The organism is Actinoplanes sp. GCM10030250, from assembly GCF_042666575.1.
Classification (GTDB): Bacteria; Actinomycetota; Actinomycetes; order Mycobacteriales; family Micromonosporaceae; genus Actinoplanes.
The window spans coordinates 172,269-187,251 of record NZ_JBHTDO010000011.1 but is presented as its reverse complement, the minus strand read 5'-3'; the positions used below and the strand labels follow the sequence as shown (position 1 = coordinate 187,251).

The 14,983-nt window shown below is 70.0% G+C and carries 12 protein-coding genes; 5 read left to right on the top strand and 7 right to left on the bottom strand.

Going from position 1 to position 14,983, the window contains the following annotated elements:
* Nucleotides 1-5: 5 nt before the first annotated feature.
* Entirely contained in the window at nucleotides 6-596 is a 591-nt protein-coding gene (locus ACFQV6_RS17055; protein WP_378028459.1) for a TetR/AcrR family transcriptional regulator, read from the bottom strand.
* Nucleotides 597-658: 62 nt separating this feature from the next.
* On the opposite strand from ACFQV6_RS17055, the gene ACFQV6_RS17050 reads away from it, so the two are divergent.
* Nucleotides 659-2,194 (top strand): carboxylesterase/lipase family protein, encoded by a 1,536-nt coding sequence (locus tag ACFQV6_RS17050; protein ID WP_378028458.1) that lies wholly within the window; start codon nucleotides 659-661, stop codon nucleotides 2,192-2,194.
* A gap of 200 nt (nucleotides 2,195-2,394) precedes the next feature.
* Here ACFQV6_RS17050 and ACFQV6_RS17045 read toward each other — a convergent pair whose 3' ends face one another.
* The 5 genes from ACFQV6_RS17045 to ACFQV6_RS17025 all read right to left on the bottom strand — a co-directional run bounded on the left by ACFQV6_RS17045 (nucleotide 2,395) and on the right by ACFQV6_RS17025 (nucleotide 8,608).
* Nucleotides 2,395-3,393: a serine/threonine-protein kinase gene (locus tag ACFQV6_RS17045; protein WP_378028496.1), complete on the bottom strand. Its 999-nt coding sequence runs from the start codon at nucleotides 3,391-3,393 to the stop codon at nucleotides 2,395-2,397.
* A 31-nt stretch (nucleotides 3,394-3,424) separates the two neighbouring features.
* On the bottom strand, nucleotides 3,425-7,051 hold the full coding sequence (locus ACFQV6_RS17040; protein ID WP_378028457.1) for an adenylate/guanylate cyclase domain-containing protein: 3,627 nt from the start codon (nucleotides 7,049-7,051) through the stop codon (nucleotides 3,425-3,427).
* Nucleotides 7,048-7,866: an MBL fold metallo-hydrolase gene (locus ACFQV6_RS17035; protein WP_378028456.1), complete on the bottom strand. Its 819-nt coding sequence runs from the start codon at nucleotides 7,864-7,866 to the stop codon at nucleotides 7,048-7,050. The genes ACFQV6_RS17040 and ACFQV6_RS17035 overlap by 4 nt, the downstream gene beginning before the upstream one ends.
* 95 nt (nucleotides 7,867-7,961) lie before the next feature.
* Nucleotides 7,962-8,456: a RidA family protein gene (locus ACFQV6_RS17030; RefSeq protein ID WP_378028455.1), complete on the bottom strand. Its 495-nt coding sequence runs from the start codon at nucleotides 8,454-8,456 to the stop codon at nucleotides 7,962-7,964.
* The gene (locus ACFQV6_RS17025) at nucleotides 8,453-8,608 is read right to left on the bottom strand and encodes a DUF4177 domain-containing protein (RefSeq protein WP_185038204.1); all 156 of its coding nucleotides are present in this window, start codon (nucleotides 8,606-8,608) and stop codon (nucleotides 8,453-8,455) included. The genes ACFQV6_RS17030 and ACFQV6_RS17025 overlap by 4 nt, the downstream gene beginning before the upstream one ends.
* A 133-nt stretch (nucleotides 8,609-8,741) precedes the next feature.
* Between ACFQV6_RS17025 and ACFQV6_RS17020 the strand changes: the two genes are divergently transcribed.
* From ACFQV6_RS17020 to ACFQV6_RS17010, 3 genes are read left to right on the top strand one after another with little or no spacing between them, the layout of a single operon-like run.
* Nucleotides 8,742-9,761 carry a hypothetical protein gene (locus tag ACFQV6_RS17020; RefSeq protein WP_378028454.1) on the top strand — a complete coding sequence of 340 codons (1,020 nt, stop codon included), beginning with the start codon at nucleotides 8,742-8,744 and terminating at the stop codon, nucleotides 9,759-9,761.
* A gap of 22 nt (nucleotides 9,762-9,783) precedes the next feature.
* Nucleotides 9,784-10,734, top strand: coding sequence for an ArsA-related P-loop ATPase (locus ACFQV6_RS17015; RefSeq protein ID WP_378028453.1), 951 nt, complete (start codon nucleotides 9,784-9,786; stop codon nucleotides 10,732-10,734).
* 48 nt (nucleotides 10,735-10,782) lie between these two features.
* Nucleotides 10,783-11,913 (top strand): ArsA family ATPase, encoded by a 1,131-nt coding sequence (locus tag ACFQV6_RS17010; RefSeq protein WP_378028495.1) that lies wholly within the window; start codon nucleotides 10,783-10,785, stop codon nucleotides 11,911-11,913.
* 7 nt (nucleotides 11,914-11,920) lie between these two features.
* On the opposite strand, the gene ACFQV6_RS17005 is transcribed toward ACFQV6_RS17010, so the two are convergent.
* A complete protein-coding gene (locus tag ACFQV6_RS17005) occupies nucleotides 11,921-12,223 on the bottom strand; it encodes a WhiB family transcriptional regulator (protein WP_014695048.1) in 303 nt (100 codons plus the stop codon).
* 309 nt (nucleotides 12,224-12,532) lie between these two features.
* Between ACFQV6_RS17005 and ACFQV6_RS17000 the strand changes: the two genes are divergently transcribed.
* Complete coding sequence (locus ACFQV6_RS17000; protein ID WP_378028452.1) at nucleotides 12,533-14,959, top strand: transglycosylase domain-containing protein; 2,427 nt, start codon at nucleotides 12,533-12,535, stop codon at nucleotides 14,957-14,959.
* The last annotated feature ends 24 nt before the right edge of the window (nucleotides 14,960-14,983 follow it).

The window sequence follows — 14,983 nt, the reverse complement described above, 5'->3', positions numbered from 1 at the left end:
GACCGTCACCCCGGAAGGTGTCTGGTTATCTCGCTGAGCGCCCGCAGGCCGGCGATGACGTCGGCGCCGGTCGGCGGGTGTTCGGGATCGGCCATCATCTGCATGATCACGCCGGACATCAGGGCCAGCTGGATCATGCCGAGGGTGCGCACGGACCGCTCCGGCACATCCGGCTCGGGGGTGCTGGTCAGGATCGCCGTCACCCCGCTGCGTCCCTGCCGGATGCCGTCGGTGAGATGCGGGAGCAGGTCGGGCTGCCGCTGAGCCTGCATGAACAGCTCCATCGAGGCGAGCCACATCTTCGGCTGCGCGCGGGCCTGGGCGAGCAACTCGTCCCACATGCGCTCGTAGGCCTGGGCCGGTGTCAGCCCCGGTGCGTCCGGCGGCACCAGAACGCGCCCGGACAGGTCGCCCCACTCGTCGAGGATCGCGAACAACGCCTGGAAGAGCAGGTTTTCCCGGGAGCCGAAGTGATAGCCGATCGCGGCCAGGCTGACGCCGGCAGTGGTGGCGATGTCCCGCGCGCTGGTCCGGTCGAAGCCCTTCTCCAGTAGGCAGGTCTTGGCTCCGGCGAGGAGCGCTTCCCGGTTACCCATGATCGAACCGTATCAGACGCACGTCTTGCACGATCGTCTTAGACGGTCGTATGGTGACCGTCATGAATCCACTGATCCCGCTTCTGGCCGGTGCGGCCCTGGTCGTGCCGGCAGGTGCGAACACGACCGTCATGACGGACAAGGGCGCTGTACGGGGCACGACCACCGCCGCCGGCACCCGAAGCTTCCAGGGCATTCCGTACGCGGCACCGCCCATCCGATGGACCTCTCCCCGGCCCGCAGCACCCTGGACCGGAGTCCGCGACGCCACCCGGCCCGGCCCGGCCTGCGCCCAGCCCGCCGGGCTACCCGTCGGCGTGCCCAGCGATGCCGAGGACTGCCTCTACCTGAACGTCACCACGCCAGCCGGCGCCACCAAGTCGGGCGGCGTCACTACGTCGGGCGGCGAACGGAACCGGCTGCCCGTCATCGTCTGGATCCACGGCGGCAGCATGATGTTCGGCACCGGCGACATGTACCGCCCCGACCGCCTGGCCGCCGACGCCGTCGTGGTCTCGATGAACTACCGACTCGGCGTGATGTCCTTCCTGACCCATCCCGCCCTGGACTCCGGCTCGCCGCACGGCTCCGGCAGCCTCGCGATCGAGGACCAGCAGGCCGCTCTGCGCTGGGTCCGCTCCAACATCCGAGCCTTCGGCGGCGACCCCGCCAACGTGACGATCATGGGTCAGTCCGGTGGCGGGTACGCGGTCTGCGACCACCTGGCCGCACCGGGCTCGGCGGGACTCTTCCATCGAGCGATCATCCAGAGCTCACCGTGCGCGGGGAGTGACGGCGGTACCCGTACCCGATCAGCCGCCGAGGCCGACAGCACCGCGGTGATCAAGGCCGTCGGTTGTGAAGGTGCCCCTGATGTGGGTGCCTGTCTGCGCTCCCCCGGCATCAGCACCGCTTCGCTGCTCGCCGCGTATGGCGCCTGGAACGAGCCGCGCCCCGTCGCCGGGACCTCGCTGCTGCCGCTGAGCCCCGCCGAGGCCTTCCGCACCGGGCGCTTCAACCGTGTTCCGGTTTTGATCGGTGTCAACCACGACGAGGAGAACGGCCGGTATGCCGTCGCGCCGCCGATCGCCGCGGAGGCTTACGAACCCACAGTCCGCGAGCAGTTCGGCCCGCGGTCGGAGGCTGTGCTCGCCCGCTATCCACTGTCCGATCACGACAATTCGGCAGGCTTGGCTCTGGCGACCATCAGCACCGATCGGGGCTGGGCTGTGCCCACCTATCAGACGGCTGAGCTGCTGACCCGTTGGACAAGCACTCACATGTACGAGTTCGCTGAGCGGGACACCCCGTGGTTCGTCGGCTATCCGGCGCCCGACTTCCCCTGGCGTGCGCAGCACATGTCCGAATTGGCCTATCTATTCGACCTTGACCTCTTCGAGCCTCGCAGCGCCGCCCAGAACCGTCTCGCGTCCCGCATGGTGGCGACCTGGACCCGCTACGCCGCTGAGGCCACGCCTGGCTGGGCGCCGTTCCAGCCCGGCAGCCCGCACGTCCAGTCGCTCACCTCGGGCCGCTGGACATCCACCGAGTTCCGCCACGACCACAAACTCCACTTCTGGACCCACCTCCCCCACTGACGACACGGGCGAGCGGGGACCCGACGGCGCGGCAAGCGACACACGGCGGCGCGGCGGCGCGGCAAGCGACACACGGCGGCGCGGCGGCGCGGGCGTGGGTAGGCGCGCACATTGAGGTTGCGTGCGCGTTTACCCACGTCATGGGCTCGTCATGGGCCTCGTCAGCGCACACGCAACCCCAACGTGTGCAGCTACCAACGCTAGGAGAACCAGCGGCTGAAGAACCCCTTACGAGCGCCCGGATTGTGAACAGTAGGCGTCTCGTCCTCACGAGTCGGCGTACTGGGCGCAACCGGCCGCGGCCGAGGCAGATGATTCGGAGGCGACGTGGACGTGGACCGATAGACAGTAGGCGGAGGCTGCGGCGTATTCGGATCCAGCTGAAGGTTGTTGAGCAGGTCGCGCATCTGCTCGGCGGTAGGACGGGACGCCGGATCGTTGGCCATGCCATAGCGAAGTACGTCGGTGAGCGCCCGCGGCACACTGGGCAGCTCAGGAATCGGCTGATGAAAGAGATCCATCAGCGTGATCAGGCTGGGGCTCCGGTCGGTCTGCCAGCGAGGCGGGCGACCACTCATGACCGCATAAAGCGTGGCACAGAGCGCATAAACGTCAGCAGCACCGGACGGACTGTCGTGACGGAACATCTCCGGCGGCGCATAGGCCGGCGTGAGCACCTCGAGGGTGACCGACGAATCCCGCATCTCGCCGAGCACAGCCAGCCCGAAGTCGGCGAGAACTGCCGCGTTGAACTGCGAGTAGAGGATGTTCGCCGGCTTCACGTCGCGGTGCAGCACACCGTTGGCGTGCGAGTGCACCAGCGCATCAGCGATCTTGATGCCCACATCGCGGGCCTCGGCCGGTGTCAGCGGGGAGACGCGCATACGGTCGAGGTACGACCCGTCGCAGAGCTCCATGATCAGGTACGGGTGCTGGTCCACGGTCACACCGACGTCGAAGAGGTCGACGACGTGCGGATGTGAGGACATGCGGCCGGCCGCACGGGCCTCACGGAGGAAGCGAGCCTGGTCCCGGGCGCTGTCGAGGGTGCGGTTCTCCATCTTGATGGCGACCTCGCGGCCCACCGAATCTTGCGTCGCTCGATACACGGTGGCGTAACCACCGCGGGCCATTACCGACAATCCGGACATGCCTGGCACGTAGGGAACGGGCAGGGCGCCAGGCGGTGTATCCGTCACGCTAAAGAAAATACGCCAGCCGGAACGGAGATCATCCGGGCACGTCAGACGCGAAGGCGACAGTTTCGGCTGCAACCGTTTCGACACCGGCCAACTCGAGCGTATCGCGTAGTTCCTCCGCACCTGTCCGCTCGCTCGCCTGCTCTGTCGCCCACGCCAGGCGCACCGACTCGTCGGCCGCGGCCCGCGCCTCGTCGCACCGGTCGGACGCCGCGAGGACCCGGGCCCGGATCATGGCGGTGATCACACCGCTGCGCACGTCCTCGGCCGGTACGTCGCGCGCCCGCTCGATCCACGTCAGCGCGGACTCCACCCGGCCCTCGGCGAGCAGCGCCGATGCGTATGCCGCGAGCGCGTGCCGCCGTGAGAAGAGCAGCGACGGAGTGGCGGTGTCGCTCGCGATCGGCGCCAGCAGCCCGATCGCGGTGGCCGCGTCGCCGGCCCGGTTGCGCGCCTCGGCGAGCAGCACCCGGGGACCGACCTGGGCCGGTGCGAGCGGGTTGTGCGGTTCGACTGCGGTCATCACCCGGCGGGCGTCGGCCTCCGCGGTCGCCAGGTCACCGCGTTGCAGCGCCACGAAACCGTGCAGCGTGCCGGCCATGCCGAGCAGCAGCGGGTGGCCGGTGCGCTCCGCGTAGACGAGGGCGTCGGAGAGCAGATCAGCCGCGTGGTCCAGTTCGTTGAGGCTGCGGGCGATGGCACCGCGGACGACCATCGCGAGCCCGCGGCCCCAGTCGTCGTTGAGCTCGTTGAACTCGCGGAACGCCCGGCGGGCCTGGCTGTCGGCCGCACCGAGGTCACCGAGTTCGGCGGCCGCGTACGCCTCGACCACCCGCAGCGTGCCGACCGCCCAGCCCTCACCGACCCGGTCACCGAACGGCAGGAAGATCCGCGCCAGCCGGCGTGCCTCCTGCAGCCGCCCGGCGAGCAGCCTCGCAAAGGCGGTGGTGCCGCGCAGCCAGGACCGGCCGACCGGGTCGCCGAGTTCGGCGAAGAGCCGCGCGGCCCGGCCGAGCACGGCGTCGGTGCCGGCGAAGTCGCCCCGGGTGGTGGTCACCCACGCCAGGTTCTGCAGTGCCCAGGCCTGTCCGTGCCGGTCGCCGGCCGCGAGCGTGACCTGATACGCGGCCGCGAACCGGCTACTCGCCTGGCTGAGCTTGCCGGACAGGAAGTCGGCCATGCCCAGGCGGCGCATCGCGTTCGCCCGCTCCGGCAGCAACTGCGCCTCGGTCGCCACCTCAAGGGCTTCCTGCCACGCCGCCACGGCACTGCTGGTGTCGCCGAGCGCCTCGTACGCCCGGCCGACGAGGATCGTCCCCTCGGCACGGCACACCGGGTCGTCAGCCGCCGCTTTGGTGATCTTCTCGCCGTACGCCAGCGCCTCCTCGGCCCGCCCCAGGCGCAACAGCGCACGGGCGTGGACCAGCTGGTCGGGCAGCGGCAAGCCATCCTTGGTGAGCGCGGTGGCACGTTCCGCGTACTCGATCGACGCGGCCGGCTCGATGTTCGCCAGCGCCCGCCGCGCCATCCGGCCGAGCGCCGCGACACCGAGCGGTGCCACCTCGCGGGCCACGGCGTCCGGGCGCAGCCGCACCGCGTCGGCCAGCTCGACGGCCGCCTCCACGTGCGAGGCGATGAACGCGTCCCGCTCGTTCTCGGTCAGGTGCAGCCGGACCGCTCCATCGTGGCCCTCCCGGACCGACTCCGGTGCCGCCCACGTCGCCAGATAGGCGTGCCGCTCGGCGAGATCCGCCTTGCCGATGTTCGCGTACGCCGCCTCGCGCATCAGCGGGGTGGTGAACGAGAACCCGCCCCTGGACCGGTGCAGCATGCGGCGCTGGAGCAGCTCGTCGATCGCCTTCTCCAGCTCGACCGCGGCAACCGCTCCCGGGAGCATGTCGCTGCCGGCCCGCCGTTCCTGGAGCGCTTCCAACACACCGCTCGGCACCGTCGTCCCGGCCACCGACGCGTCCCGCAGCACCGACCGCGGCTCGCTGGGCAGCGCGTCTATCCGGGCGGCGAGCACGGCCGCCAGGTCCCGGGAGAGCAGCTGGCGGCCGAGCGAGCCGGCGGCGAGGTGCCACCGGCCGGCCGCGTTGGCGCCGACCGCCGGGGTGAGCGCACCCCGCTCCATCAGCAGCGTGACCATCTCGGCCAGGTAGAACGGGTTGCCCTGCGCGGTGGCGAGCAGCCGGTCGCTGTCGGCCTGGAACAACTTTCCGCCGTGCAGGTACGACGTGAGCAGCCGGGACGCGTCGGCACCCCGCAGCGGCGGCAGGGTGTGCACCTCCGCGTCGGCGAGCCGGGTCATCGCTCCGGCGGTCCGCACCAGTTCGGGCCGGCCGAGCAGGAGCACCACCACCGGGCCGTCCAGCCGGGAGAGCGTGCTGCCGAGCGCCTCGAGCGTGGTGGCGGTGGCGTCGTGCAGGTCGTCCACGATGAGCATCAGCGGCGTCTCGGCGGCCAGCGCGGAGAGCACGTCGGCGACCGCGATCGAGATGGCCTCCGCGTCGACCCGTTTCGCGCTTCGCGGCCAGTCGGGGGGCGCCGCCGGTCCCACCGGGTTGCCGGGCGCCTCGCCGTAGCCGAGGAGCACCAGCAGCCGGTCGGTGTCGAACTGGGCACCGAGCCGGTTGGCGAGCTTGCGGAGGCGTTCCTCGACGACCGAGCGGCCGATCGTGGCGGCCATGTCCTTGGGCAGGCCGGCCGCCTTGCGGATCAGGTCGGCCAGCGGTGCGTAGCGGCGGCGCTCGCCGAAGGCGCGGCAGCGCACTCGCAGGACCCGGGCGCCGTGTCCCGCGTACGGCCCGCCCGCCTCGAAGCCGGCGGCGAGACGCTTCACCTCGCCGGCGAACCGGGACTTGCCGATGCCCGCCTCGGCGGTCATCACCATGATCCGCGGGGTGCCGGAGTCGATCGCCTCCGCGAGCCGGCCGGAGACCCGGCCCAGCTCGGTCTCCCGGCCCACGAACGGCGCCTCGTCACCGAGGCCCGACCGGGTGCCCGGCGCGTCGTGAAGACCCAGTAGCTCGTACGCCGGAACTGGTTCTCTCTTGCCCTTGAGCCGCAGCGGGCGCAGCTGCCGCCAGGAGGCCACGTGCCGGGTCCCGGCGCTGGTCCGCTCGCCGGCGTAGACGGCGCCCACCGCGGCGGCGTCCGCCAGCCGGGCCGCGGTGTTCACGGTGTCACCGATGACGGTGTATTCGATGCCGGCCTGCATGCCGGCGACCACCTCACCGGTGTTCAGCCCGACCCGCAGGCCGAGGGGTGCACCACCGCCACGCTCGTCGTCCAGCACCCGGCGGACCGCCCGCTGCATGCTCAGGGCGGCCCGGACCGCGCGCTCCGCGTCGTCCTCGTGCGCCACCGGGGCGCCGAAGACCGCCATGATCCCGTCGCCGGTCAGCTTGTCCACGTGCCCGCCGAACGTCTTCACCGCACCGGCCAGCGCGGCGAGCACCCGGTCGGTCACCGCGCCGACCCGCTCCGGGTCGAGGTCCTCCGACCAGGAGGTGAAGTCGGAGAGGTCGCCGAAGAGCACTGTCACGATCCGGCGCTCGGCTGCGGGCAGCGCGGCGGCTGCGGGCAGCGCGGCGCCACAGTGATGGCAGAAGCGGGCGCCGGGCACAGCGACGGTCCCGCACACGGGGCAGGTCACGGCCGATCCAACCGATGGACGCCGGTGCCGGATTCCCGGTTCAGGTAATCGATCTGCGCGGCGGCCGACCATTCCGCGGCGAACCGCACGCCCGGATCGATGTCCGGGTAGACCAGGTCGACCACCGCGGCCGGGGTCCGCGCCCCGGCATCCATCGCGGCGCGGACCTGCGCCAGTCGCTGCCTGCGGTGGTCGAGATAGAAACGGGCGCGCTCGGCCGTGTCGGCACGCGCCGGTCCGTGGCCCGGCAACATCAAGATCTGGGGGTACGCGGTGAGCACCTCGAGACTGCCCAGATATGCACCGAGGTCGCCGTCGGGCCGGGCCACCACAGTGGTCCCACGGCCCAGGATCGTGTCACCGGTGAACATCGCGCGGTCGTTCCCACACTCGACGAGAAAACACACCGAATCACTCGTGTGTCCCGGAGTGTTCAGCACCTGTATTTCCAGCCCGTTGCCGCCGAGGTGCTCCTTCGCGCCGAACGCCGCACCGTGCCGGGCATGAGCCGGGTCGGCGGCCAGCACAGCGGTGCCGCCGAGCAGCTCGGACAACCGCTCCGCGCCCTCCACGTGATCATGATGACCGTGCGTGACAAGGATGAACTGGAACGGCCCGTGCTCAGCGATCCGGCGCAGGTGCGCCTCGTCGAGCGGCCCGGGATCGATCACCGCAGCGAAATCCGCACCGGGAGCCCTCAAGACCCAGGTGTTGGTGCCCTCCAGCGTCATCGGCCCCGGGTTGGGCGCTCGCAGCAACGTCACCCAACCCGGTAACCGGTCGACTTCCGCCGACTCGGGATCAGCACCCCCCATGACGGGAATCGTACGTCGCCCGCAAGGCCATGGCCGAGACACGATGTCCGATCCGGTCACCTTGGGTCACCAAAAGCGGCCGAATCCCCCCAAGATCACGCCACTTCGGCGATGACCTCGACCTCCACCGGTGCGCCCAGCGGCAATTCCGCCACGCCCACCGCGCTGCGCGCGTGCCGCCCCTGCTCACCGAGCACCTCGCCGAACAGGTTCGACGCGCCGTTGACAACGAGCGGCTGACCGGTGAAGCCCGGCGCCGACGCCACGAACCCGGTGACCTTGACGATTTTGACCAGCCGGCCGAGCCCGACGAGCGCCTCGATCGCGGCGAGAGCGTTCAGCCCGCAGATCTTCGCGAGCTCGGCGGCCTCCTCCGGGGTGACCTCGGCGCCGACCCGGCCGGCCTTCGGCAGCTTGCCGTCGACGAGCGGCAGCTGGCCGGAGACGTAGACGTAGTTCCCGGACTGCACGGCCGGCACGTAGGCGGCCAGTGGCGGGACCACCTGGGGCAGCGTCAGGCCCAGCTGGGCGAGCTTCGCGTACGCGTCGACCCCGCCCTCGCCGCTGACCGGCGCCGGAGTGGTGGTCACGACTTGGGCCGCTTCATGTACGCCACCAGCTGCTCCGGGTTCGGCCCGGGGACCACCTGGACGAGCTCCCAGCCGTCCTCGCCCCAGTTGTCGAGGATCTGCTTGGTCGCGTGGACCAGCAGGGGCACGGTCACGTACTCCCACTTCTGCATGGCTGGACTTCTCCCTATCCGTCGGCTACCGGCACAGCTTAGGACCCGGCGGTCCGGGTGGTTGGCTAGGCTGAGCCGAACAATGTACGGAGCGCGCATGAACCATCACTGAGCGCGACGCTGGAGAGTGATCATGACGCATCACGCCGAGGGCGGCCGGCACGGGCATCCCGAGCCACCGCCGTCACCGGAGCCGGAACCACCGATGCCGATCCCGCCCGCCGAGCCGATACCCGTACCGGAACCGCCGCACCTGGCCGTCCCGCCCGGGCCCGGACCGCCGGTCGAGTTCCCGATCGCCGGCGGCACACCGCCGCCGGCCTTCCCGTCAGCCGGCCCGGCCTTTCCTTCAGCCGGTCCGGCCGCCGCGGGGGCGACCGGACCGTTCCTGGAAGCGACAGCGGAGCACCCGATCGTGCCCGCCGAGGCAAGCGAGACAGGCGAGACAGGCGAGACAGCCGGGACCGCGATCCAGCCGGACTTCGCGCCACCCGACCCCACCCAGGTCATCTCACACCTCCCGCCACCGGCCGGCTGGCAGCAGCCGCCACCCTCCGGGCCCTGGCACGCCCGGCACGAGAAACCCGGCGAGTGGCAGCATCAGCCGCCCGAGCATCTGGCCTTCCAGCACTCGCCCCCGGCGGAGACCCAGCCGGAGCCGATCTGGGTGGCACCGCCGAGCGGGCACGCCGGGATGCTGCCCGCCGACCCCCGGCGCCGGTCGACCGTCTTCCTCTCGCTGGCCTTCGCCGCCACGCTGGTGCTCTGCGGCGGCGGTGCGGTCTCGGCGTACTTCCTCTTCCGCGACGCCGACAACCCCGGCTCCCCCGACCCGGCCACCGCGGTCAACCGATTCCTGACGGCGGTCTACACGCAGCAGGACGCCACCGCCGCCGAGGACCTGGTGTGCCGCAAGTCCCGCGACGAGAAGAAGCTCGCCGACCGGGTGGAGCAGATCAGCACCTTCGCGAAGAGCTACCAGGGTGCGGTCTTCCGCTGGGACGATCCCGCCGTCGCCGACCGCAAGGACGACGAGGCCCTGGTCGGTGTCCGGGTCGTGCTGTCGACCGACGACGAGAAGGCGGCGGCCCAGGAACTCAAGTTCACTGTCATCCGGAAGACCGGCTGGTTGGTCTGTGACGTGTCCGGCTGACACACGGCCGTACCTTTGACGCATGGGTGAACACCGGAACTGGCCGGAGCGACTGCACGTGGTCACCGGCAAGGGCGGCACCGGGAAGACGAGCGTCGCCGCCGCCCTGGCCCTGGGACTCGCGGCGGGCGGCCGGCGCACGCTGCTCGTCGAGGTGGAGGGCAGGCAGGGCATCGCCCAGCTGTTCGGCCTCGACCCGCTGCCTTACGCGGAGCGCCGCGTCGCCACCACGACCGGCGGCGGCGAGGTCCGCGCCCTGGCCGTGGACCCCGAGGAGGCGCTCCTCGAATACCTGGACATGTTCTACAAGCTCGGCGCGGCCGGCCGGGCCCTGCGCAAGGTCGGCGCCATCGACTTCGCCACGACCATCGCACCCGGCCTGCGTGACGTGCTGCTCACCGGCAAGGTCAAGGAGGCGACCACCCGGTCGCACGAGGGCCGCCGGGTGTACGACGCGGTCGTCCTCGACGCTCCGCCGACCGGCCGGGTCGGCCGCTTCCTGAACGTGACCGAGGAGACCGCCCGGCTGGTCAAGGTGGGGCCGATCAAGACGCAGAGCGAGGGTGTCGCCTCCCTGCTGCGCTCGCCGATGACAGCAGTGCACGTGGTCACGCTGCTGGAGGAGATGCCGGTCCAGGAGAGCCTGGACGCCATCACCGAGCTCAGCGCGCTGGGCATCCGGGTCGGCCGGCTCATCGTCAACGGCGCCCGGCCGGCCCTGCTCGGCTCCGGCAAGGTCACCAAGGCGGAGATCAAGCGCGGGCTCACGGCGGCGGGCGTGACGACCGCTCAGGCAACGGTGAGCCAACTCGCAGGCGAGGCACAGGCCCATCTCACCCGGCGCGAGCTGGAGGAGTCGCTGCGGCTGGAGTTGGCCGAGCTGAAACGGCCGATGATCGAGCTTCCGCTGCTGCCGGACGGCGTCGACATGGCCGGGCTGGAGCAGTTCGCCGCCCGGCTGTTGCGGGCTTGATCAGGGCAATGTCCGATCAAGACGCACTACGCTTGAACGGTGGCTGATTTGACCGCTCCACGGCTCGACGTCGATGGCCTTCTCGCCGACCCCGCCATCCGCATCGTGGTGTGCTGCGGCGCGGGCGGTGTCGGCAAGACCACCACCGCCGCGGCGCTCGGCCTGCGCGCCGCCGAGGTGCACGGCCGCCGGACGGTCGTGCTGACCATCGACCCGGCCCGCCGGCTGGCGCAGTCGATGGGGCTGACCGAGCTGGACAACACACCCCGTCAGGTGAAGGGCATCGACGCCACCGAGACCGGCGGCGAGCTGCACGCCATGATGCTGGACATGAAGCGCACCTTCGACGAGGTGGTCGAGCAGCACACCACCCCGAAGCGCGCGGCGGAGATCTTCGCCAACCCGTTCTACCAGGCCATGAGCTCCACGTTCTCCGGCACCCAGGAATACATGGCGATGGAGAAGCTGGGTCAGCTGCGGGCCGGCGGCGAGTGGGACCTGATCGTTGTCGACACCCCGCCGTCGCGGTCCGCACTCGACTTCCTGGACGCGCCGGCCCGGCTCTCCCGGTTTCTCGACGGCCGGATGCTGCGCATGCTCCTGGCACCGGCTCGCACCGGCGGGCGAAGCATGTTCAGCCTGGTCACCGCTTCGTTCGGGCTGTTCTCCCGCGCGGTGCAGAAGGTGCTGGGCGCCCAGCTGCTCACCGACCTGTCCGGCTTCGTCGCCGCCCTGGACTCGATGTTCGGCGGGTTCCGGCAGCGCGCCGACCAGACGTACCGCATCCTTCAGGACCCGCAGACCGCGTTCCTGCTGGTCGCGGCGCCGGAACGGGATGCGATCCGGGAGGCGGCCTACTTCGCGGAGCGGCTGGTGACCGAGCGGATGCCGCTGGGCGGGCTGGTGCTGAACCGGATGCACCAGACCGAGCCGGCCGGCCTGACGGCCGACGAGAGCGATGCCGCCGCGGCACGGCTGGAGGCGGAGGGCGACCAGCAGATCACCGCTGACGTCCTGCGCATCCATGCCACCCTGCTGCGGCAGACCGAGCGTGAGGTACGGGTGGCCGCGACGTTCACCGAGGCATTCCCCTCGGTGCCGACCACCGCCGTCGCCGCGCAGCCCGCCGACGTTCACGACGTCGACGGGCTGCGGACGATCGGAGCACTGCTCGCCTGACAGGCGGTCAGCGGGTGGAGACGAGCACCTTGTCGGCGCCCTTCTCCTTCAGTGCGGCCTCGAACATCTTCCGCCAGCTCGCCACATGGGGGTGCCGACGCAACAGAGCTCGCCGCTCCCGTTCCGTCATGCCTCCCCACACGCCGAACTCGATGCGGTTGTCCAGGGCGTCGGCGAGGCATTCGTAGCGCACCGGGCAGCTGCGGCAGATCCTCTTCGCCACGTTCTGCTCGGCGCCCTGCACGAACAACGCGTCAGGGTCGCCACTCTGACACGCCGCCATGCTGGGCCAGTCGCTGATCATCCCCATCGGTAAACGTCCCCCCTTGCTTTCACCCCCTGGCGTCGCGGCTATGTCCCCCTCGCCGCGCAGACGCCGTGCGATGTCTCGCCGGACCATCATGCTCTGTAGTTGGGCGATTACGCAACGTTGTCCCTCAAATACGTATAGCCCGGTACTTCCGGGCATAGCGGCCAGGCTGAGATGACTGAACGGGGGTTTCTTTGGTGCGAATGTGGGAAATCGCCTCGCCATGCCGGGTGACAGGTCACACTCGATACGGTCAAGGAGAGCCTTCTCGACGAGCAGTCGCGTGCATGCTTCGCGTACCCTGCTCGGGTGTCCTCCTGGTTTCGCAGACGCGATCACAACATCTTCACGAACGCGACGTCGCTGCTGGTGTGCGGGTTGCTGGCCGGCGTCGTCGTCGCCGCAGCCGCATTCCCCGCGGCGGCGATGTCCGGCTTGGCGGCGAAAGCCGGCGGCCAGACGTTCGCGAATCTGCCCAGCGAGCTCAAGGAGTTCAGCTCACCGCAGATCACCCGGATCTACGCGTCCGACGGGCGCACCCAGCTCTCGCAGTTCTACGACGAGTTCCGCAGCGACGTTCCGCTGAAGGACATCTCGAAGAACATGCAGAACGCGATCCTCGCCGCCGAGGACCGCAAGTTCTTCGAGCACAACGGCGTCGACCTCAAGGGTGTCGCCCGCGCGTTCGTGGGCAACAGCCAGGGCGGCGCGCAGCAGGGTGCCTCGACGCTCACCATGCAGTATGTGCGGATGTCGCTGGCCTACTCGGCCACCAACCCGCAGGAGGTGGTCGACGCCACGGAGGACAGCCCGAAGCGCAAGATCACCGAAATGAAGTACGCGCTGCAGGTCGAGAAACAGCTCTCCAAGGAGCAGATCCTGGAGCGCTACCTCAACGTCGCGCCCTTCGGTAACCAGGCCTACGGCGTCTTCGCGGCCAGCCAGGTCTACTTCAACAAGCGGCCGAAGGACCTGGGCGTCGCCGAGGCCGCGATGCTGGCCGGCATGGTCAAGGCCCCGTCCAGCTTCAACCCGACGAGCGCGTCGGGCCACGAGCAGATCACCGCGCGCCGCGACAACTACATCATCCCCGGCATGGTCACCATGGGGGCGATCACGCAGGCCGACGCCGACGAGGCGAAGAAGCAGAAGGTTCCGGACAAGGTCAAGCAGGTCGGCAACGGCTGCGCCTGGGTGTCGAAGAACTACTGGGGCTTCTTCTGCGACTACTTCTACCGCTGGTGGATGGAGCAGGACGCCTTCGGCGCCACCGAGTACGACCGTGAGCGCCGCCTGAAGAGCGGTGGCTACCGCGTGGTCACCACGATCGACCTGAAGGGCCAGCAGGCCGCCCGCAAGGAGATCACGAAGCGGCAGTCCGACAAGAGCCAGAACGCGGTTCTGCTGGCCGGCATCGAGCCCGGCAGCGGCAAGGTGCGACTGCTCGCGGCGAACCGGAAATACAAGCTCGACGACTCCGACAACCCGCAGAACGAGATCTCCTCGGACCCGAAGAAGGCGAAGAAGGGGCTCCGCGGCACCCACCCGAACACCACCAACCCGTTGCTCAGCGGCGGCGGCGACATCGGTGGTTACCAGGCGGGCTCGGTGTTCAAGATCTTCACGATCATCGCCGGGCTGGAAGCCGGCTATCCCCTCGGCTACACCATCAAGACCGACGCTCAGTACCGGTCGAAGTACAAGACCAGTCCCAGCGACTCCTCGGCGTGTGCGGGCACCGACCAGTGGTGCCCGAAGAACTCCGGCAAGGGTGTCGGCGTCTTCACCATGTGGAGCGCCTTCGCGAAGTCGATCAACACGTACTTCGTACCGCTGGAGGAGCGGGCCGGCGCCGACAAGGTGGTCGCCGTGGCCAAGCGGTTCGGCGTGCAGTTCCGCGCCAAGGGCGACCGGGACATGGCCGACGACCCCGACCAGGCCAGGGGCTGGGGTGCGTTCACGCTGGGCGTGACCGCGTCCACCCCGCTGGACATGGCGAACGCGTACGCGACGCTCGCCGGTGACGGCATGTACTGCCAGCCCACCCCGGTGGAGAACATCACCACCAAGGACGGCGAGAAGCTCGACGTCGGCAAGCCGCACTGCATCCGGGCCACCACCAAGGACGTGGCGCGGGCCGCCCTGGACGCGGCGCGGTGCCCGGTCGGCGACTCGGCCCAGCTGGGCGCCTGCAACGGCTCCACCGCCGGTCCGACCAAGGGCATCGTCGGCCACCCGGTCTTCGGCAAGTCCGGCACCACCGACAACGACAAGACCGCGTCGCTGATCGCGGGCACCACAAAGCTGGTCGTCGCGGGCTACATGGCCAACCCGGACTACGCGGAGCACCGCGACCGGATGAGCCACGACGTCATCAACCCGACGGTCCAGCACACCCTTGCCGAATACATGAAGGGCAAGGACAAGGAGCAGTTCAAGAAACCGGGCAGCACCAAGATCGCGTACGGAGATCAGCGCTCGATCCCGAACGTCGAATGCGACCCGCTCGGCTCTGCCCGCTCCCGGCTGGAGAGCGCCGGCTTCGAGGTCTCCATCGGCGGCGAGATCGACTCCAAGTGCCCCAAGGGCACCGCGGCGGGCACCAACCCGTCCGGTAAGACCATCAAGAACGGCGCCGTGATCATCGAGGTCAGCAACGGCAAGAACGAGAAGCCCGAGAACCCCGATCCGGGAGCCAGCACTCCCAACGGGCCGGGCAGACGCGACGGGGACTAGCAGCACACGCAAACGGGCGGGAGA